The 14669-nt window shown below is 45.6% G+C and carries 15 protein-coding genes and 1 tRNA gene; 11 read left to right on the top strand and 5 right to left on the bottom strand.

All coding sequences use genetic code 11. The features are described from left to right. The first annotated feature begins 21 nt into the window (after positions 1-21). Positions 22-2694, top strand: coding sequence for a preprotein translocase subunit SecA (secA, locus tag Q8K48_01290; protein ID MDP1851029.1), 2673 nt, complete (start codon positions 22-24; stop codon positions 2692-2694). Here the strand turns inward: secA and Q8K48_01285 are convergent. After that, on the bottom strand, positions 2691-3218 hold the full coding sequence (locus Q8K48_01285; protein ID MDP1851028.1) for an Rv3235 family protein: 528 nt from the start codon (positions 3216-3218) through the stop codon (positions 2691-2693). The genes secA and Q8K48_01285 overlap by 4 nt on opposite strands. A 123-nt stretch (positions 3219-3341) precedes the next feature. Here Q8K48_01285 and Q8K48_01280 point away from each other — a divergent pair, with 123 nt between their 5' ends. The 4 genes from Q8K48_01280 to Q8K48_01265 are packed head-to-tail and all read left to right on the top strand — an operon-like array spanning position 3342 to position 6912. Further along, positions 3342-3941: a hypothetical protein gene (locus Q8K48_01280; protein MDP1851027.1), complete on the top strand. Its 600-nt coding sequence runs from the start codon at positions 3342-3344 to the stop codon at positions 3939-3941. Further along, positions 3934-5034 carry a hypothetical protein gene (locus Q8K48_01275; protein MDP1851026.1) on the top strand — a complete coding sequence of 367 codons (1101 nt, stop codon included), beginning with the start codon at positions 3934-3936 and terminating at the stop codon, positions 5032-5034. Before Q8K48_01280 ends, Q8K48_01275 begins: the two co-directional genes overlap by 8 nt. Positions 5035-5053: 19 nt before the next feature. Beyond that, the gene (locus tag Q8K48_01270; GenBank protein ID MDP1851025.1) at positions 5054-5440 is read left to right on the top strand and encodes a hypothetical protein; all 387 of its coding nucleotides are present in this window, start codon (positions 5054-5056) and stop codon (positions 5438-5440) included. Positions 5441-5442: 2 nt separating this feature from the next. Then, positions 5443-6912, top strand: a complete 1470-nt coding sequence (locus tag Q8K48_01265) for a sensor histidine kinase (protein MDP1851024.1) — start codon at positions 5443-5445, stop codon at positions 6910-6912. Between the two features lie 14 nt (positions 6913-6926). On the opposite strand, the gene Q8K48_01260 is transcribed toward Q8K48_01265, so the two are convergent. Continuing rightward, positions 6927-7196 carry a WhiB family transcriptional regulator gene (locus Q8K48_01260; GenBank protein ID MDP1851023.1) on the bottom strand — a complete coding sequence of 90 codons (270 nt, stop codon included), beginning with the start codon at positions 7194-7196 and terminating at the stop codon, positions 6927-6929. A 167-nt stretch (positions 7197-7363) separates the two neighbouring features. Further along, positions 7364-7435: transfer RNA gene (locus tag Q8K48_01255), tRNA-Arg, on the bottom strand. Between the two features lie 68 nt (positions 7436-7503). On the opposite strand from Q8K48_01255, the gene msrA reads away from it, so the two are divergent. Both msrA and msrB read left to right on the top strand, forming a co-directional pair. Further along, positions 7504-8031: a peptide-methionine (S)-S-oxide reductase MsrA gene (msrA, locus tag Q8K48_01250; GenBank protein ID MDP1851022.1), complete on the top strand. Its 528-nt coding sequence runs from the start codon at positions 7504-7506 to the stop codon at positions 8029-8031. Then, positions 8028-8441 carry a peptide-methionine (R)-S-oxide reductase MsrB gene (gene msrB / locus Q8K48_01245; GenBank protein MDP1851021.1) on the top strand — a complete coding sequence of 138 codons (414 nt, stop codon included), beginning with the start codon at positions 8028-8030 and terminating at the stop codon, positions 8439-8441. The genes msrA and msrB overlap by 4 nt, the downstream gene beginning before the upstream one ends. On the opposite strand, the gene Q8K48_01240 is transcribed toward msrB, so the two are convergent. Both Q8K48_01240 and Q8K48_01235 read right to left on the bottom strand, forming a co-directional pair. Further along, the gene (locus Q8K48_01240; GenBank protein MDP1851020.1) at positions 8438-9058 is read right to left on the bottom strand and encodes a hypothetical protein; all 621 of its coding nucleotides are present in this window, start codon (positions 9056-9058) and stop codon (positions 8438-8440) included. The two genes, msrB and Q8K48_01240, sit on opposite strands and share 4 nt — an antisense overlap. A gap of 27 nt (positions 9059-9085) precedes the next feature. Continuing rightward, on the bottom strand, positions 9086-9685 hold the full coding sequence (locus tag Q8K48_01235; protein ID MDP1851019.1) for a DUF4389 domain-containing protein: 600 nt from the start codon (positions 9683-9685) through the stop codon (positions 9086-9088). 161 nt (positions 9686-9846) lie between these two features. Here Q8K48_01235 and Q8K48_01230 point away from each other — a divergent pair, with 161 nt between their 5' ends. Genes Q8K48_01230 through Q8K48_01215 form a run of 4 tightly spaced genes read left to right on the top strand, consistent with a single transcriptional unit; the run spans position 9847 to position 14651 of the window. Beyond that, a complete protein-coding gene (locus Q8K48_01230) occupies positions 9847-10854 on the top strand; it encodes a LacI family DNA-binding transcriptional regulator (protein ID MDP1851018.1) in 1008 nt (335 codons plus the stop codon). Positions 10855-10899: 45 nt separating this feature from the next. Further along, positions 10900-12072 carry an aminotransferase class I/II-fold pyridoxal phosphate-dependent enzyme gene (locus tag Q8K48_01225; protein MDP1851017.1) on the top strand — a complete coding sequence of 391 codons (1173 nt, stop codon included), beginning with the start codon at positions 10900-10902 and terminating at the stop codon, positions 12070-12072. After that, the gene (locus Q8K48_01220; protein ID MDP1851016.1) at positions 12069-13586 is read left to right on the top strand and encodes an NAD(P)/FAD-dependent oxidoreductase; all 1518 of its coding nucleotides are present in this window, start codon (positions 12069-12071) and stop codon (positions 13584-13586) included. The genes Q8K48_01225 and Q8K48_01220 overlap by 4 nt, the downstream gene beginning before the upstream one ends. 9 nt (positions 13587-13595) lie before the next feature. Next, complete coding sequence (locus Q8K48_01215) at positions 13596-14651, top strand: PLP-dependent transferase (protein ID MDP1851015.1); 1056 nt, start codon at positions 13596-13598, stop codon at positions 14649-14651. Positions 14652-14669: the final 18 nt, after the last annotated feature.

The following is a 14669-nucleotide window of genomic DNA, read 5'->3' as shown; positions in this document are numbered from 1 at the left end:
TGTTGTGCGAAAGGGCCAGTGATGCCAGCGTTTTTTGACAGAATTATGCGTGCAGGAGAAGGACGCCTACTTCGTGAACTCGGCAAAGTTGCCGATCTCGTCAACGGACATGAGGCCCGAATCAGCGCACTCTCAGATGCGCAGCTTCGAGCCCAGACTCCTGAGTTCCAGAAGCGCTTCACAGATGGTGAAACCCTTGAAGAGTTACTACCTGAAGCCTTTGCCGTTGTTCGAGAGGCGGCCAAGAGAACTTTAGGTCAACGCCATTATGACGTTCAGATAATGGGCGGGGCCGCTCTGCATCGAGGCAATATCGCTGAAATGCGTACAGGTGAAGGAAAGACTCTTGTAGCGACCTTACCGTCGTATTTAAACGCCCTAGCCGGTCGTGGTGTCCATGTGGTTACCACAAACGATTACTTAGCCGAGCGCGATAGTGAGTGGATGGGCCGTATCCACCGTTTCTTAGGATTAAAAGTTGGAGTAATTCTGGCCAATATGTCACCGGCCGAACGGCGCGAAGCTTACTTAGCAGATATTACATATGGTACTAATAATGAGTTTGGTTTCGATTATCTACGTGACAATATGGCGTGGTCGCTCGAAGAGTGTGTTCAAAGAGATCACTACTTTGCAGTAGTCGATGAGGTCGACTCAATTTTGATTGATGAGGCACGGACACCTTTGATTATCAGCGGTCCTGCCGATAAAGCAACCAAGTGGTACGTCGAATTTGCAAATCATGTAGGAAAATTGCAACGTAACGTGCACTATGAAGTGGATGAGAAGAAGAAGACTGTTGGAATTCTAGAAGAAGGCGTTACGAAGGTTGAAGAATTGCTGCAAATTGGTAATCTTTATGAGGCAGCTAATACACCAATGATTGGTTACTTAAATAATGCTGTGCGTGCTAAAGAGTTATTTAAGCGCGATAAAGACTATGTTGTGATGAATGGCGAACTCTTAATTGTTGATGAACACACTGGACGCATGTTGGCGGGACGTCGCTACAGTGAAGGCTTACACCAAGCATTAGAAGCTAAAGAACGAATTGAAATTAAAGATGAAAATCAAACATTAGCGACAATCACTTTACAAAACTATTTCCGGCTATATTCTAAATTATCGGGCATGACAGGTACGGCGATGACCGAGGCATCAGAGTTCTATCAAATCTATAAACTCGGTGTTGTTCCTATTCCAACTAACCGTGAAATGATTCGCATTGATCAAGCTGATTTAGTGTACAAATCCGAGGAAGGTAAATTTGCAGCTGTAACGGCAGATATTGCCGAAAAACATCGCAAGGGACAACCAGTGCTGGTTGGAACTGTTAGTGTTGAAAAATCAGAAGAGCTCTCTGCGTTTCTTCGTAAATCAGGTGTACCTCATGAAGTGCTCAATGCTAAACATCATGAACGCGAAGCGGCAATCATTGCCCGAGCTGGAACTCTAGGCGCAGTTACTGTGGCAACAAACATGGCCGGCCGAGGTACTGACATCATGCTTGGTGGAAACCCAGAGTTCATGGCAGATTTCGAACTTCAACGTCGCGGAATATCTCCTGTTGAAAATGCAGATGAGTATGAAGCTGCTTGGCCGTCCGAAATTGCACGACAGAAAGCGGCCGTTACTAAAGGTCACGAAGATGTTATTGCATTGGGTGGGCTCTATGTTCTAGGAACTGAACGTCACGAATCTCGCCGAATCGACAATCAATTGCGCGGACGTTCAGGGCGCCAAGGCGATCCGGGAGAGTCTCGTTTCTATCTCTCCTTGCAGGATGAACTCATGCGTCGATTTAACTCAGGAATGGTTGAGCGATTTTTGACCGCAGCAGGAATTCCTGAAGATGCGCCTATTGAATCCAAGATGGTAAGTAATGCAATTCGTTCTGCCCAAACGCAGGTCGAAGCTCAGAACTTTGAAATGCGAAAGAATGTTTTGAAATACGACGATGTTATGAATCGCCAACGTCAAGTTGTTTATGGTGAGCGCCGGTTAGTGCTTGAAGGTCAAGATATTAAAGCGCAAGTAGCTGATTTTGTTCGTGAGACATTGACGGCATATGTAACAATTGCAACGTCAAATGGCTATGCCGAAGAATGGGATTTGGAAACACTTTGGAAGGCACTAAAGACTATTTATCCAATCTCATTTACCATCGAAGATTTAATTGCTTCGGTTGGATCGCGTAATGCTCTGGATGCGGATTATCTGACTGCACGGATCATTGAGGATTGCGAAAAAGCATATGCCACACGTGAAGAAAATTTAGGTCCCGAAGTTATGCGCGAGTTGGAGCGTAAAGTCTTACTTTCGGTTCTAGATAAGAAGTGGCGCGAACACTTATATGAAATGGATTATCTTCAAGAGGGAATTGGACTTCGCGCAATGGCCCAACGCGATCCATTGGTTGAATACCAACGCGAGGGATATGAACTCTTTTCTGCGATGATGGATGCAATAAAGGAAGAGATTGCCAGTTTTCTTTTCAATATTGAAATCACTGTTGAGACCTCAAGCAATGAGGTAACTGGGGTGGGCCTTGAAGCAAAACCCCTTCTTGCATCAGGTTTGCAGTACACGGCCGCGGACGAAACTGGCGTAAAAACCACAGGTCAGGTCTCTAGGAATGCACCATGCCCTTGCGGATCTGGGAAAAAGTTTAAGCGCTGTCATGGCGCGGCTTAGAGAAGTGAGAGCGCAGTACAAAGCCAACGACCATCAACACCTTCAAATCTGAAGGTAAGCGCCCGTAAGCGATCGCCGAATCGAACTGTAACGGTCGCTTCACAAACACCATCTAGCGGTTCGTCTATATGCACTTTTCTTATGTGGCCCACATCCTTCTGGCTCCCAGAATTGCCAAGTAATTCATTAAAGATTCGATGGTGAAGGGCCTTAGTTAATTGCGCAGGTGTTCGTCGTCCAGCATAAATTTCGAGAACATTTCGTGCGAAATTTTTGCACCACTCCTTTAGCTCTGGTAGGTCTTGAGTAGAAGTTGGTTCAGGAGCAAAATCAGGATCAAACTCATCATCGAAGGTGCTTGGTACAGAATAGAGCTTGCTCTTTTTTTCAATAGCAGGAAGCAGGCGTGGCCGAAAAATCTCAAGAATAGGGTGTAGCCAGTCCTCATCCTCATCACTGGAAATGGCGGTGAGTGTGATTGCATTGAATGTGGGTAACTCGTTGTAGTTCGGATTAGTAGTCATGAGGCTAGATTCAACCTTTGCGAATGGAATCTCCTCAACCAATTGGTGGAGCTTTACTCATACAGATGGATGAGTGTGGATAAGGAGGGGTAGGTTCTGCGGCAATAGCATTGAGTTCTCACCATGTCATACAAAAAAGATTCCTCACGCTCGCGCACCCCATTAGCCCTCACCTTGATAGGAGCATCTTTCCTGTCAGCATTCGCTCTCACTTTCCTCTCGCAACGGGGTAGTGACTATTGGGTCGCCACTGCAGGCATGGCACCTGGACATCAGATTGTGTCTGGGGATGTACATCGCGAGCATCTTGATTTGGGTTCAAGTGCATCGCTGTACTTAAATTCTTTTGATGATCCACGAGGCCTAGTAGTGGTTACGAAGATTGAAGCTGGCGAAATTTTAAATAGTCAAGATGTGAATTCGTCAAGCAATCTCCCGGCGGCAAGCGCGGTCCCAGTAAGCATTCGCAGCGTAGATCTTGCTGCAGGAATTCAAGTTGGTGAAGCCCTCGATATCTATTGGGTAATCGATAGTCAAAATGGAGAAATGCCCGTGCAACCTATCCTCATCTTAGGTGGAGTAATACTTTTAAACTTTGATCAAAGTAGTAAGAACTTTGGTACTGACGCCGCGCTGACCATCTCTGTTGAAGAGACGCAAGTTTTACGCCTACTGACAGCAACTACTCACGGGCGTTTAGTCATAGTTCGTTCTCATGTCTGATCTCGAACTTCCAACGGTAATAACCGCCATCGCTAGCGCGCCGACTGAGGGATTTATAGCTAGCACTCTCTTTGCGCAAGGTTGGAGTGTAGTTTTTCGAGCTATTGATATCGATTCTCTTGAGAGTTTCATTCTCAATAATTCAGAGCTCGCTGAGACCGCTATGCTGATCTTCGCTCCAGATTTATCAGGAGTAACTCGGGAACGTCTTGATGCAATCACTTTACGTGTGAAACAGGTAATAGGGTTTTCTGAAACACCCAGTGAAGATTCTTACTTGGGAGAGATGCACAGATTACCAAGTAGTGCCACAGATTTAGTAAGCCTAGTTCGAGGATTTGTTCGTGCTCCTATGCTGCGTCAAAGTACACAAATGCAGAGTAAGAAGAGAAGAGCACACGTTCTTGCTATCGGGTCTGCTGGCAGCAATACTGGCTGTACAACTTTGGCTATTAACATTGCAATGGAGCTGAGTGTTCTTGAGAAATCAACACTGCTTATAGATGCAAATTTCCGCGCACCTTCCATTGCAGCTTTGCTTGCAGTTCGAAACGTTAAGAGCGATATAGGGTGGCGAACAATTGCTCCTATGTTTTCGATTGCTGAAATCACTCAAGACCAAGTGAGATCTGTGCAAGCACTTATGGAGAGTGCGACAGATTCATTTGACAGAATTATTATCGATCTCGGATCAATATCTGGATTATCAAATCGCTTGACAGATCGTCGATGGACTTCGACGGTCACCACTTGGTCTTGCGATCTAGGAGATGAGCTAATGGTTGTTGCGCGCCCTGATGTCCTAGGATTTCATCGGCTTGAGCAAGTCAGTGCATTGATCGAAACAACTTCAATTAGAAGTGGCCTTAGTTTCACTCTCAATATGCGTTCGCCAGGGCGTAAAGGGGCCGAGGAAGAGTCTAAATTCTTAGCTATTACCACCCCACTTCGACCATTAAATGTTCGGGTCATTGCCCGAGATTCCCGTGCAGTAAATTTGGCAGAGAGTCAGAAATCGACCTTGATTGAGGTTAATGATCGCTCTAATCTACGAAAATCTATCGCTAAGTTGGCTAGTGAGATTGAGCACTGATTTCTAATACTATTAGTACATGCGCGCCTATCTTCCAATTCTTCATAGCGATCTATTGGAATTCTTGAAGTCAGGTAGTTTTGATGCATCCACAGTTTTTGCACCAACAGAGATTTTTGTTAGTGAGAATCTTGAGTGTGATGAAGAAGAGCTTGAGTATCTCCTATCAAAGAGTGCAGGAGAAGCGACCCTTGAACTTCGTGCATCTGCAACTTCACCAGGTATTGTTTTAGCGCTAGAGCTTGATAGTTCTCAGGGGGGCGAAAGTCAGGAAACCTCTGTAAAGTTAAAATCTCCGCTTAGATGGAGCCAAGTTCAATGTGCTTTAATCTCTTATGCCAACGAAGATGAATTACTGTGGTTTGCAACTCAGGAGATATCTCAAGAGTTGCAAAACTGGTTATAAAGATGCCACAGTTTGAAACTCTAATTCACGGTCGAAGCTCAGTGACAATCGATCAAGCTCATCGTCTTCGAGAGTTAATAGCGGATTGGCAACTACTTTCGGATCTCTCTTTTGCTGACCTCATCCTCTGGGTTCCTATTCGCAAAGATGTGAAATTATGGCCGACCGGGCATGTTGCCGTTGCACATATACGTCCAACCACTACAGCCACTGTCTTTATGGATGATGTGATAGGAAATGAAGTGACGTGGGGTAGCAGGAGTCAAATTGACGAAGCGCTCTCAAGCGGCGAAATTATTCGAACGTCTGAGCCTGAAAGAGTCGGCGAAGTCTTGATTAAGGAAGAAACAGTGCCTGTAATTTTCGATGGAGCGGTTATTGCCGTGATTTCTCGCCATCGAAACTCCGATTTAATGCGATCTCCGGGAGCTCTTGAACGTAACTATCGGGAGATTGCTCATTCGCTCTATCGAATGGTTGCAGAGGGATCATTTCCTTACCGAAATGCAGGCTCTCTCTTTGAGCCAGTTCCCCGCGTCGGAGATGGATTAATTCGCCTTGATGTAAATGGTGTAATTTCATTTGCAAGTCCAAATGCACGATCTGCTTTTAGTCGAATGGGGTGGAAGAGTGAAATTGAAAACCACAAACTTGGCGATGTCGCGGAGGCGGTCATCAAGAATTCGCATGATGCACATGAGGAGGGGATTAAGACCAGATTAAATGGCAAAGTTTTACGCCGCGTTGAAATCGATAATCAAGGTGCGACAATCGATTTGCTAGTGCTTCCCTTGCTCGTTGGTGATGATCGAATTGGAGCTATTGTGCTACTCCAGAATGTTACAGAGCTTCGGCGTCGTGATCGCGAGCTAGTTACTAAGGATGCAACGATCCGCGAGATTCACCATCGTGTGAAAAATAATCTTCAAACGGTTTCAGCTCTTTTGCGACTTCAGGCACGACGAATTGAAGATCCAGGAGCGGCTTCGGCCCTAAATGAGGCAGTGCGCCGAATCGCATCGATCGCCTTGGTCCATGAAACTCTTTCAAGCAGTAGTGAGAGTGATGTCGCTTTCGACATAGTATTAACTAGTTTAATTTCACATGCTTTAGAGTTGAGCCCTCGAATGGGTGAACTCTCAATAGAACGAAGTGGGGAACTCGGTTCTTTGGAGTCACGGCTCGCAACTCCACTTTCATTAGTAATTACTGAATTAATGCATAACGCTCTAGAACATGGATTGGCAGAGCAAGGATCGACATTAACTATCAATTTAGCGCGTTATAGCAATGAGTGTGTTATCACAATCGTTGATGACGGCATTGGATTACCTGAAGGATTTGATTTAGCAACTTCTTCAAATTTAGGTTTACAAATTGTGCGTACTCTCACAGAGAATGAACTCAAAGGTGTTTTACGATTATCATCAACGGATGCTGGAACTACTGCTTCACTGCGTTTTCCGCTGTAAAAGGCGCCAGAGAATTAGAAAGAGTTCTGCTGCTCTTGAAGGCGGGCACGATTACGTGCGGCGCGGCGTTTAAGTGCTCGACGTTCATCCTCAGATAAACCACCCCACACTCCAGCGTCCTGCCCGCTCTCAAGTGCCCAGGCCAGACATGGATCCTTTACGATGCATCGATTGCAGACTTTCTTCGCCTCCTCAATTTGAGAGATTGCTGGTCCAGTATTTCCAACTGGGAAGAAGAGTTCTGGATCCTCATCGCGGCAGGCCGATCTATGTCGCCAATCCATCTGCGTGCCTCCTCTAGCCCCGTTTTGGCGAGGCCTCATTTGATCTAACTTCTTTGTTAATACGCTCAAAATCTCTGCGCAAGAGGCTAATCCTCTCGCCTTCTCCTCGGATTAACAAGGATGTGAGCGAAGAGATTTCCGATAACGTGGGTGATTTATATCGCGCGTGCCCCCGACAGGAATCGAACCTGCGCACCCGCCTCCGGAGGGCGGTGCTCTATCCCCTGAGCTACGGGGGCTCATGAGTTAACCTCTTCAAGGTTATCAGCGGGTGCGCATTAGTTGCGAAACTGTAAGAATTACGCCTATGAGTTCAATCGCCTATTTCGCTACTGGCTGTTTTTGGGGTGCTGAGCGCCGTTTCTGGCAGATGCCCGGAGTTATTGGGACTTCTGTCGGGTATATGGGTGGGCGCGTGATGAAGCCCACATATGAAGAAGTCTGCACTGGAACTACTGGTCATGCCGAAATAGTAAGGGTGAGCTTTGATGAATCAAAGATTTCTTATCAACGATTATTGGAAGAGTTTTGGACGATGCATGATCCAACATCGTTGAATCAACAGGGAGGTGACATAGGAACCCAGTATCGCAGTGCGATATTTACGACAACGCCGGCACAATATGTCACCGCTGTATCTTCACGCGATGTTTATCAAGGTGTGCTGACAGCACAAGGGCTCGACCAAATAGCAACAGAGATTATTAGCGCCGATGGTATTGAGTATTTCCTTGCCGAGGAGTATCACCAAAAGTATTTAAAAAAGAATCCAAATGGTTATGACTGTCATTCAAGCACGGGAGTTGCATATCCAAGCATTGGAATCTCGGCATGAGCGAGAAGGCCTATCCAGTAAAATTAAACGAAACGGAGCTCAAATCCAGGCTGGATCAATTGTCGTATGAAGTCTTGCGAAATGCAGCTACTGAGCGACCATTTACTGGCGAATATACAGATACAGATAAAATTGGCGTCTATAAGTGTAAAGCGTGTAGTGCGGTACTTTTCAAAAGCGAAACAAAGTTTCATTCTGGATGCGGGTGGCCATCGTTTTATGCACCTTCTAGTGATGATGCAGTCGAACTTATCGAAGATCGCTCACTTTTCCCTCGTGTGCGAACTGAAGTTCTTTGCGTGGCATGTGGATCTCATCTAGGTCATGTATTCAAGGGAGAGGGTTATGATGTCCCAAGCGATGAGCGCTGGTGCATAAATTCAGTCTCACTAATCCTTGAGGATATTTAGTAATCTAAACCGCGTGATTCGTGCACTGCTTGATAGCAGTACCAAGCGACAACACTTCGATATGGATGAAGTTTTTCACCGTGTACGTCCAATGCTTTAGCCTGGGTTTCATCGCTGTTTTTATGAACAATGTCCCACCCCCGCCGAACGGCTAAATCTCCCGTTGGCCAGATATCTAGCCGGCCCAATTGAAACATCATAAACATTTCTACTGTCCAACGTCCGATACCCCACAGGGATGTTAGTGCATCATAAATCTCTTGGTCATCATGTATCTCATCGATACGTTCGATTGGGATGGTGCGATCTATAACCGCTGCCGATAATCCCTTTATGGTGCGAGCCTTTGCTCCAGAGACGCCAATTGCTCGTAAATCCGAATCATCTAACTTTACTAATTTACGAGGCGTAATCTGACCTTTGCACGCAAGCACTAAACGGGCATGAATAGTGTCGGCGGCCTTCGTTGCAAGCTGTTGCGAGATTACCGAACTAACAAGTGATTCGAAATTGGTTTCGGTCTGAACATTTCTGCCAATCGTGCAGAGTGGACGACGTGCGATGAGTGGAGCAAACTTCTTATCTAATACACTAACTTCTGCAACGACTCTCCGCATTTTTTGGGTCGAGTGAAGCACCATTGCCTATAGAGAGAAAGTTGGGTATTCATCTGTAACTAATAGCAATGCATACCCTGCTACACGATTCCAATACGCAATTGTTCCAACGACTCCTTCGGCACATTTTTCAGGATAATTTCCTGTAAAAACGACACTAAACCATCCAAATATTGTTAAGAAAAGCGCATAGAGAATATAAAAAAGACCAACCACATATAGTGGAATTGCTAAAAACCACTTAACAAGAGGCAGCCATCGATTGAGAAGTTTTGCATCCACTGGTGGAAAAACCACGCTCACTATTTCGTTCTTTTCGATTGACGGATACTCATCGGTGAGTAATAGAACGTAGGCATCCACTCGAGTCTGTAAAGATAAGAGCGCTTCATTAAATGCCAAGAGGTAACTTGGATAGATTTGTCGAACGATAATTGCAAGCGCAACGGGAAGTGCAAAAAAGCCAACGGCAAGAAAGTTAGGGTTATCGGTTGAGGAGTAATCCGATGGAGAAAATGATGCAAGAAAGATTGCCATGGGTAAAACTAAGATGATTCGAAATAGGGCGCTGACGCGGTTTCTCTCGGTTAAAGTCACATCGATCTGGGTCTCAACGTGTTGGCTCATGGGGAGAAACTACCTTTACATGAGCGCCCTGATTGCATGTACGGCCCATGTGTCGTACTTTTACACTCCTTGCAGAGGCATTTACAGGCATTTACAGGCATTTGCCGGTTTTGTAGGTTTGTGTAGGTTTGAGCAGGTCTGAGAAGTACATTGGAGTCTTTGTGGCTGGAATAAAGGAAGTTGCTGATGAGGCTGGTGTCTCCACCGCAACTGTTTCACGGGCTCTTCGAGGCTTACAGCATGTAAATGAGTCGACTCGGTTAAAAATTATCGCGGCGGCCCAAAAATTGGATTATCCATTAACGCGGGCAGACTCACCTCCGGGTCGCACTAACAGCGTCGGTGTTGTGGCTCCTTATATTTCGCGCTGGTATTTCTCGCAAGTAATTAGTGGAGCAGAGCAAGCTCTACGCGAGGCTGGATTAGATCTCTTGCTCTATAACTTCAGCGCAATGAAGGGGAGAGAGCGCTTATTTCAACATCAACTTTTGAAGGGTCGAGTTGATGCATTGATTGTTATCTCATTACCACCAACAGAAGAAGAGTTTGACTCAATTCTCTCTCTTGGAATACCTATCGCATTAGTTGGAATGGATCATGCACAATGTGCAAGTGTGAAAATTGATGATGTTGCAGCCGCTCGTACTGCGACGCAGCATCTAGTTAATCAAGGGCATAAAAAAATAGGGTTAATGTCTGGAAGGCCTGATGACCCATTTAACTTTAGTGTGCCACAAGATCGGCGTAAAGGCTTTATGCAGGTCTTAGCTGAGAATGGTTTGGAATGGCTACCCTCTCGCGAGGTGCATGGCGACTTCACAATGCATACTGCAGCTCGGGCAATGGATGATTTGTTGGCACGACCAAACAGGCCAACTGCAATTTTTTGCGAATCCGATGAAATGGCGATAGGTGCACTTCAAGCGTTACGTCGACACGGCCTCAAATCTCCTGAGGATATTTCGATAGTCGGTTTTGATGGCCACGAGATGGCTGAGTTCTCTGAACTAACAACAATTGAGCAACCCGTTACTTTAATGGGTGAAATGGCAGCATGGTCAATAATGGAACGGTTGCGAAAGCCACATGTGTTGCCACCTTCTTTAGTTCTTCCAACTACATTGGTTGTACGAAACACCACGCGCAGATTGCTCCCAGAAGAGGTTTAGGAAAGACCAGTTTCATTTATGTGAGCATCACGGTAACCTACTGGGATGTCTGATAGTCACGTTCAAGCTCCTTCATTATCAAAACTTCTTACTCATCATTCGGAAAAATGGCGGGGTTTTGATCGAGACGTTCTGCCCTTACCAGTAGCCGAGATGGATTTTCCAATCGCAGATCCAATCCGCACCGTACTCCAAGAGATGGTCGCTCAATCAGATCTGGGGTATTTAGGTTCAGTTCCAGAGCTAGGGCAGGGATTTGCACAGTTTGCTGCGGCGCGCTGGAACTGGGAGGTTGATACCTCACAAGTTAGCGTTGCCGCCGATGTTGGTGTCGCAGTGGTTGAAGTCTTGCGTGTGTTTACTAAACCGGGCGATAAGATTTTGATAAATTCGCCCGTTTATCAAAATTTCTATAATTGGATTAATGAAACACACCTTGAAAAAATTGATCTTCCATTTACTCGCACTAGCTCTGAAGAAGGTATAAACAATCCTTGGCAACTTGATTTAGATGCTATGGAAAAGATTTATGCCGAAGGCTTAAAAGTGCACTTATTGTGTTCGCCTCACAATCCGTTGGGTAGAATTTTTTCGAAAGGTGAACTTACACGCATTGCCGAATTGGCTAAGAGATATAATGTCTTAGTAATTAGCGATGAAATTCATGCGCCGTTGACATATATTTCAAATGATTTCACTCCATTTCTGGCCATAAGTGATGCGGCACGAGAAGTAGGAATTACAGTGACCGCAGCTTCAAAAGGTTGGAACATTGCCGGCCTTAAATGCGCAATCATTGTTTCGCAGAATGAGGCGATCGATGCCAGATTGGATGCACTTCCGATGGCCGTTCATTTCCGAGCATCGATTTTAGGCGCATTTGCCTCTGCTGCAGCTTTTGCTGATGGAGGAATCTGGCTCGATTCAGTTATGAGACAACTTGACCATAATCGTTATCTGATTCGAGACTTACTTGCCGCCAAACTGCCTTCGGTTAAATATCATATTCCACAGAATGGTTATCTTGCATGGTTGGATTTAAGTGCGTTGAATCTTGGAGAGGACCCTAGTGCGACACTGCTTAAAAAGGGGCGCGTGGCCTTTAACCCAGGGCATTCATATGGATCGCAGTGTCCTCAGTACGTTCGACTTAACTTTGCGACGAGTCCGGAGATTATTTCAGAGGCGATTGAGCGCATTCTTATCACGCTTCAATGAAAACCACTGATTGCGATGTAACCATTATTGGGGCTGGTCATAATGGTTTAGTTGCAGCGGCATATCTAGCTAAAGCAGGCAAGAAAGTTCGAATTTTAGAGGCCAATGGAGAAATTGGTGGAGCAACAACTAGTGTTCGTGCTTTTCCCGGATTTGATGCTCGAATTTCACGATACTCATATCTAGTCTCACTCTTGCCGGATTCAATCATCTCTGACTTGGGCCTTAACTTTGAGTGTATTTCCCGCACGGTTTCTAGTTATACACCGTATGAACATCGTGGCGATAATGCAGGATTATTTGTTTCCCGCCAATGGGATGTTGCAACTCAAGCCTCTTTTACTCTTTTGGATCCGAGCGGAGATGAAGGTAGAGCATGGCAGAAGTTTTATGCTGAAATTGCTGAGTTCGCGGAATGCATTGCCCCAACGTTACTAAAACCATTAATGACAAGAAGTGAGTTAAAAGCCTTCATAGCAAAGCCTTCAATATGGAACTATTTGATTGAAAGACCTATTGGCGAAGTTATAACTGAGCGCTTTAAAGAGGATTTAGTTCGTGGAGTAGTCTTAACAGATGCTCTAATCGGTACTTTTACTTCAGCTTTTGAGATTCAGGCAAATATTTGTTTCCTTTATCACCTGATGGGCAATGGCACCGGAGAGTGGCGAGTTCCAAAAGGCGGCATGGGAGCACTAGTTTCAGAGCTAGAAAGAGTTGTACGTGATTCGGGAGTATTTATTGAAGTAAACGAGCGCGTCATAAAAGTCGAAAGTGATTTTGAGGGAGCCACAGTCACGACCGCAGATGGAAAGGAAATTCGCTCACAGTACCTATTATCAAATGCCGCACCACAGATACTTGCTGAACTAAGAGGAAAAATAGCCCCCAAAAGCCTGGATGGTTCTCAAATGAAAATTAATATTTTGCTCAAACGCCTCCCAGAACTTAAATCAGGTGTGGATCCTCGATTAGCTTTTGCCGGGACTTTTCATGCCAATGAATCTTTTTCCCAGTGTGAAAGAGTGTATGAGCAGGCTAAGAAGGGCGAGATTCCGGCGATGTTGCCGATTGAAATGTATTGTCACACGTTGAGCGATCCTTCAATTCTTAGCCCTGAGCTTGCAGATTTGGGATATCAGACTCTGACGTTATTTGGACTACACACCCCAGCGGCTCTTTTCGATGAAAATAATGATGTAGTTCGAGAAATCGCATTGAAATCAGCCCTCGCATCACTCAATCACTATCTAGCTGAACCTATTGAGGGTTTAATAGTTGGGATTGAAGTCAAGACGCCACTGGATATTGAGGCCGAAATTGGCCTACCCAGAGGAAATATTTTCCACAGAGATCTACATTTCCCGTTTCGTGAAGATGGTACCGAGCCTAGTTGGGGAGTGGAGACAGATGACTCTCGAATATTTATCTGCGGCGCAGGTGCTATCCGTGGCGGTGGCGTCAGTGGAGTGCCTGGACATAATGCGGCAATGGCAATCTTGGCTAAGGTTTAGGCTATGGATATGAAAAAACATCCCGAGACAGTTGCCATTAGTGCAGGCAGACCAGAAGTTGGTCCTGATGCCGCCCTTAACCCACCAGTAGTTTTAACATCAACTTTTCATTCAGGTGGAGAAATTGGTTATGGACGTTATGGAAATCAAACGTGGAAGTCGCTAGAAGAGGCTATTGGCGAGCTTGAAGGTGGATCAACGTTGGTCTTTTCATCAGGAATGGCCGCAATTAGCGCCGTTTTTTCAATTTTGCCTATTGGCGCGCCAGTCGTTGCATCTAATCAGGGATATAGCGGCGTCATGGTTCTTCTCAACTCTTTTCAAGAGAGTGGCCGGTTAGAAGTTCGATTTGTTGATGTCGTAGACACGCAATCTGTGATCGATGCTATGAAGGGAGCGGCCCTTGTCTGGCTCGAATCCCCAACGAATCCAGGATTAGATGTCGCCGATCTCATGAGCATCATTGCGGCAGCAAAAAAGCTTGGAATTGGAGTTGGCGTCGATAACACTTTTGCGACGCCGTTGGTGCAAACACCGTTGGCGATGGGAGCCGATATCGTGATGCACTCGGTCACTAAGTTTTTATCCGGCCATAGCGATGTACTTATGGGCTCACTTTCAACAAAAGATCCAGCACTTCTTAAAAGGCTGCAGGATTCTCGAAGCTTTAACGGTTCAATACCAGGGCCTTTTGAAACATGGTTGGCCCTTCGAGGGCTTCGGACATTTCCACTGCGCTTTAATAAATCACAGGAAAGCGCTAAAACTCTTGTCGAGAAGTTGAAAGCTCACCCAAAGATTTCTCGTGTTCGATATCCGGGATTTGGTGCAATCATCTCCTTTGAAGTAAATGGTACAGCCGAAGAAACACAAAAAATCTGTGAATCATCTACTTTAATAGCACATGCAACCAGTCTTGGAGGAGTCGAATCTCTCTGGGAGCGCCGTCGTAGATGGCCCATGGAAAGCCTCTCAGTTCCTGAGCAGTTAATCCGACTATCGGTTGGGTGTGAGCATGTTGATGATATTTGGAGTGATATTAACCTTGCGCTCGCGGCTATCTAGAGAAATTTTTCGCAATAG

The sequence above is a fragment of the Candidatus Planktophila sp. genome, assembly GCA_030681675.1.
Lineage (GTDB): Bacteria > Actinomycetota > Actinomycetes > Nanopelagicales > Nanopelagicaceae > Planktophila.
Note: the sequence above shows the minus strand (reverse complement) of the source record. Positions and strands in the feature narration are given on the sequence as shown.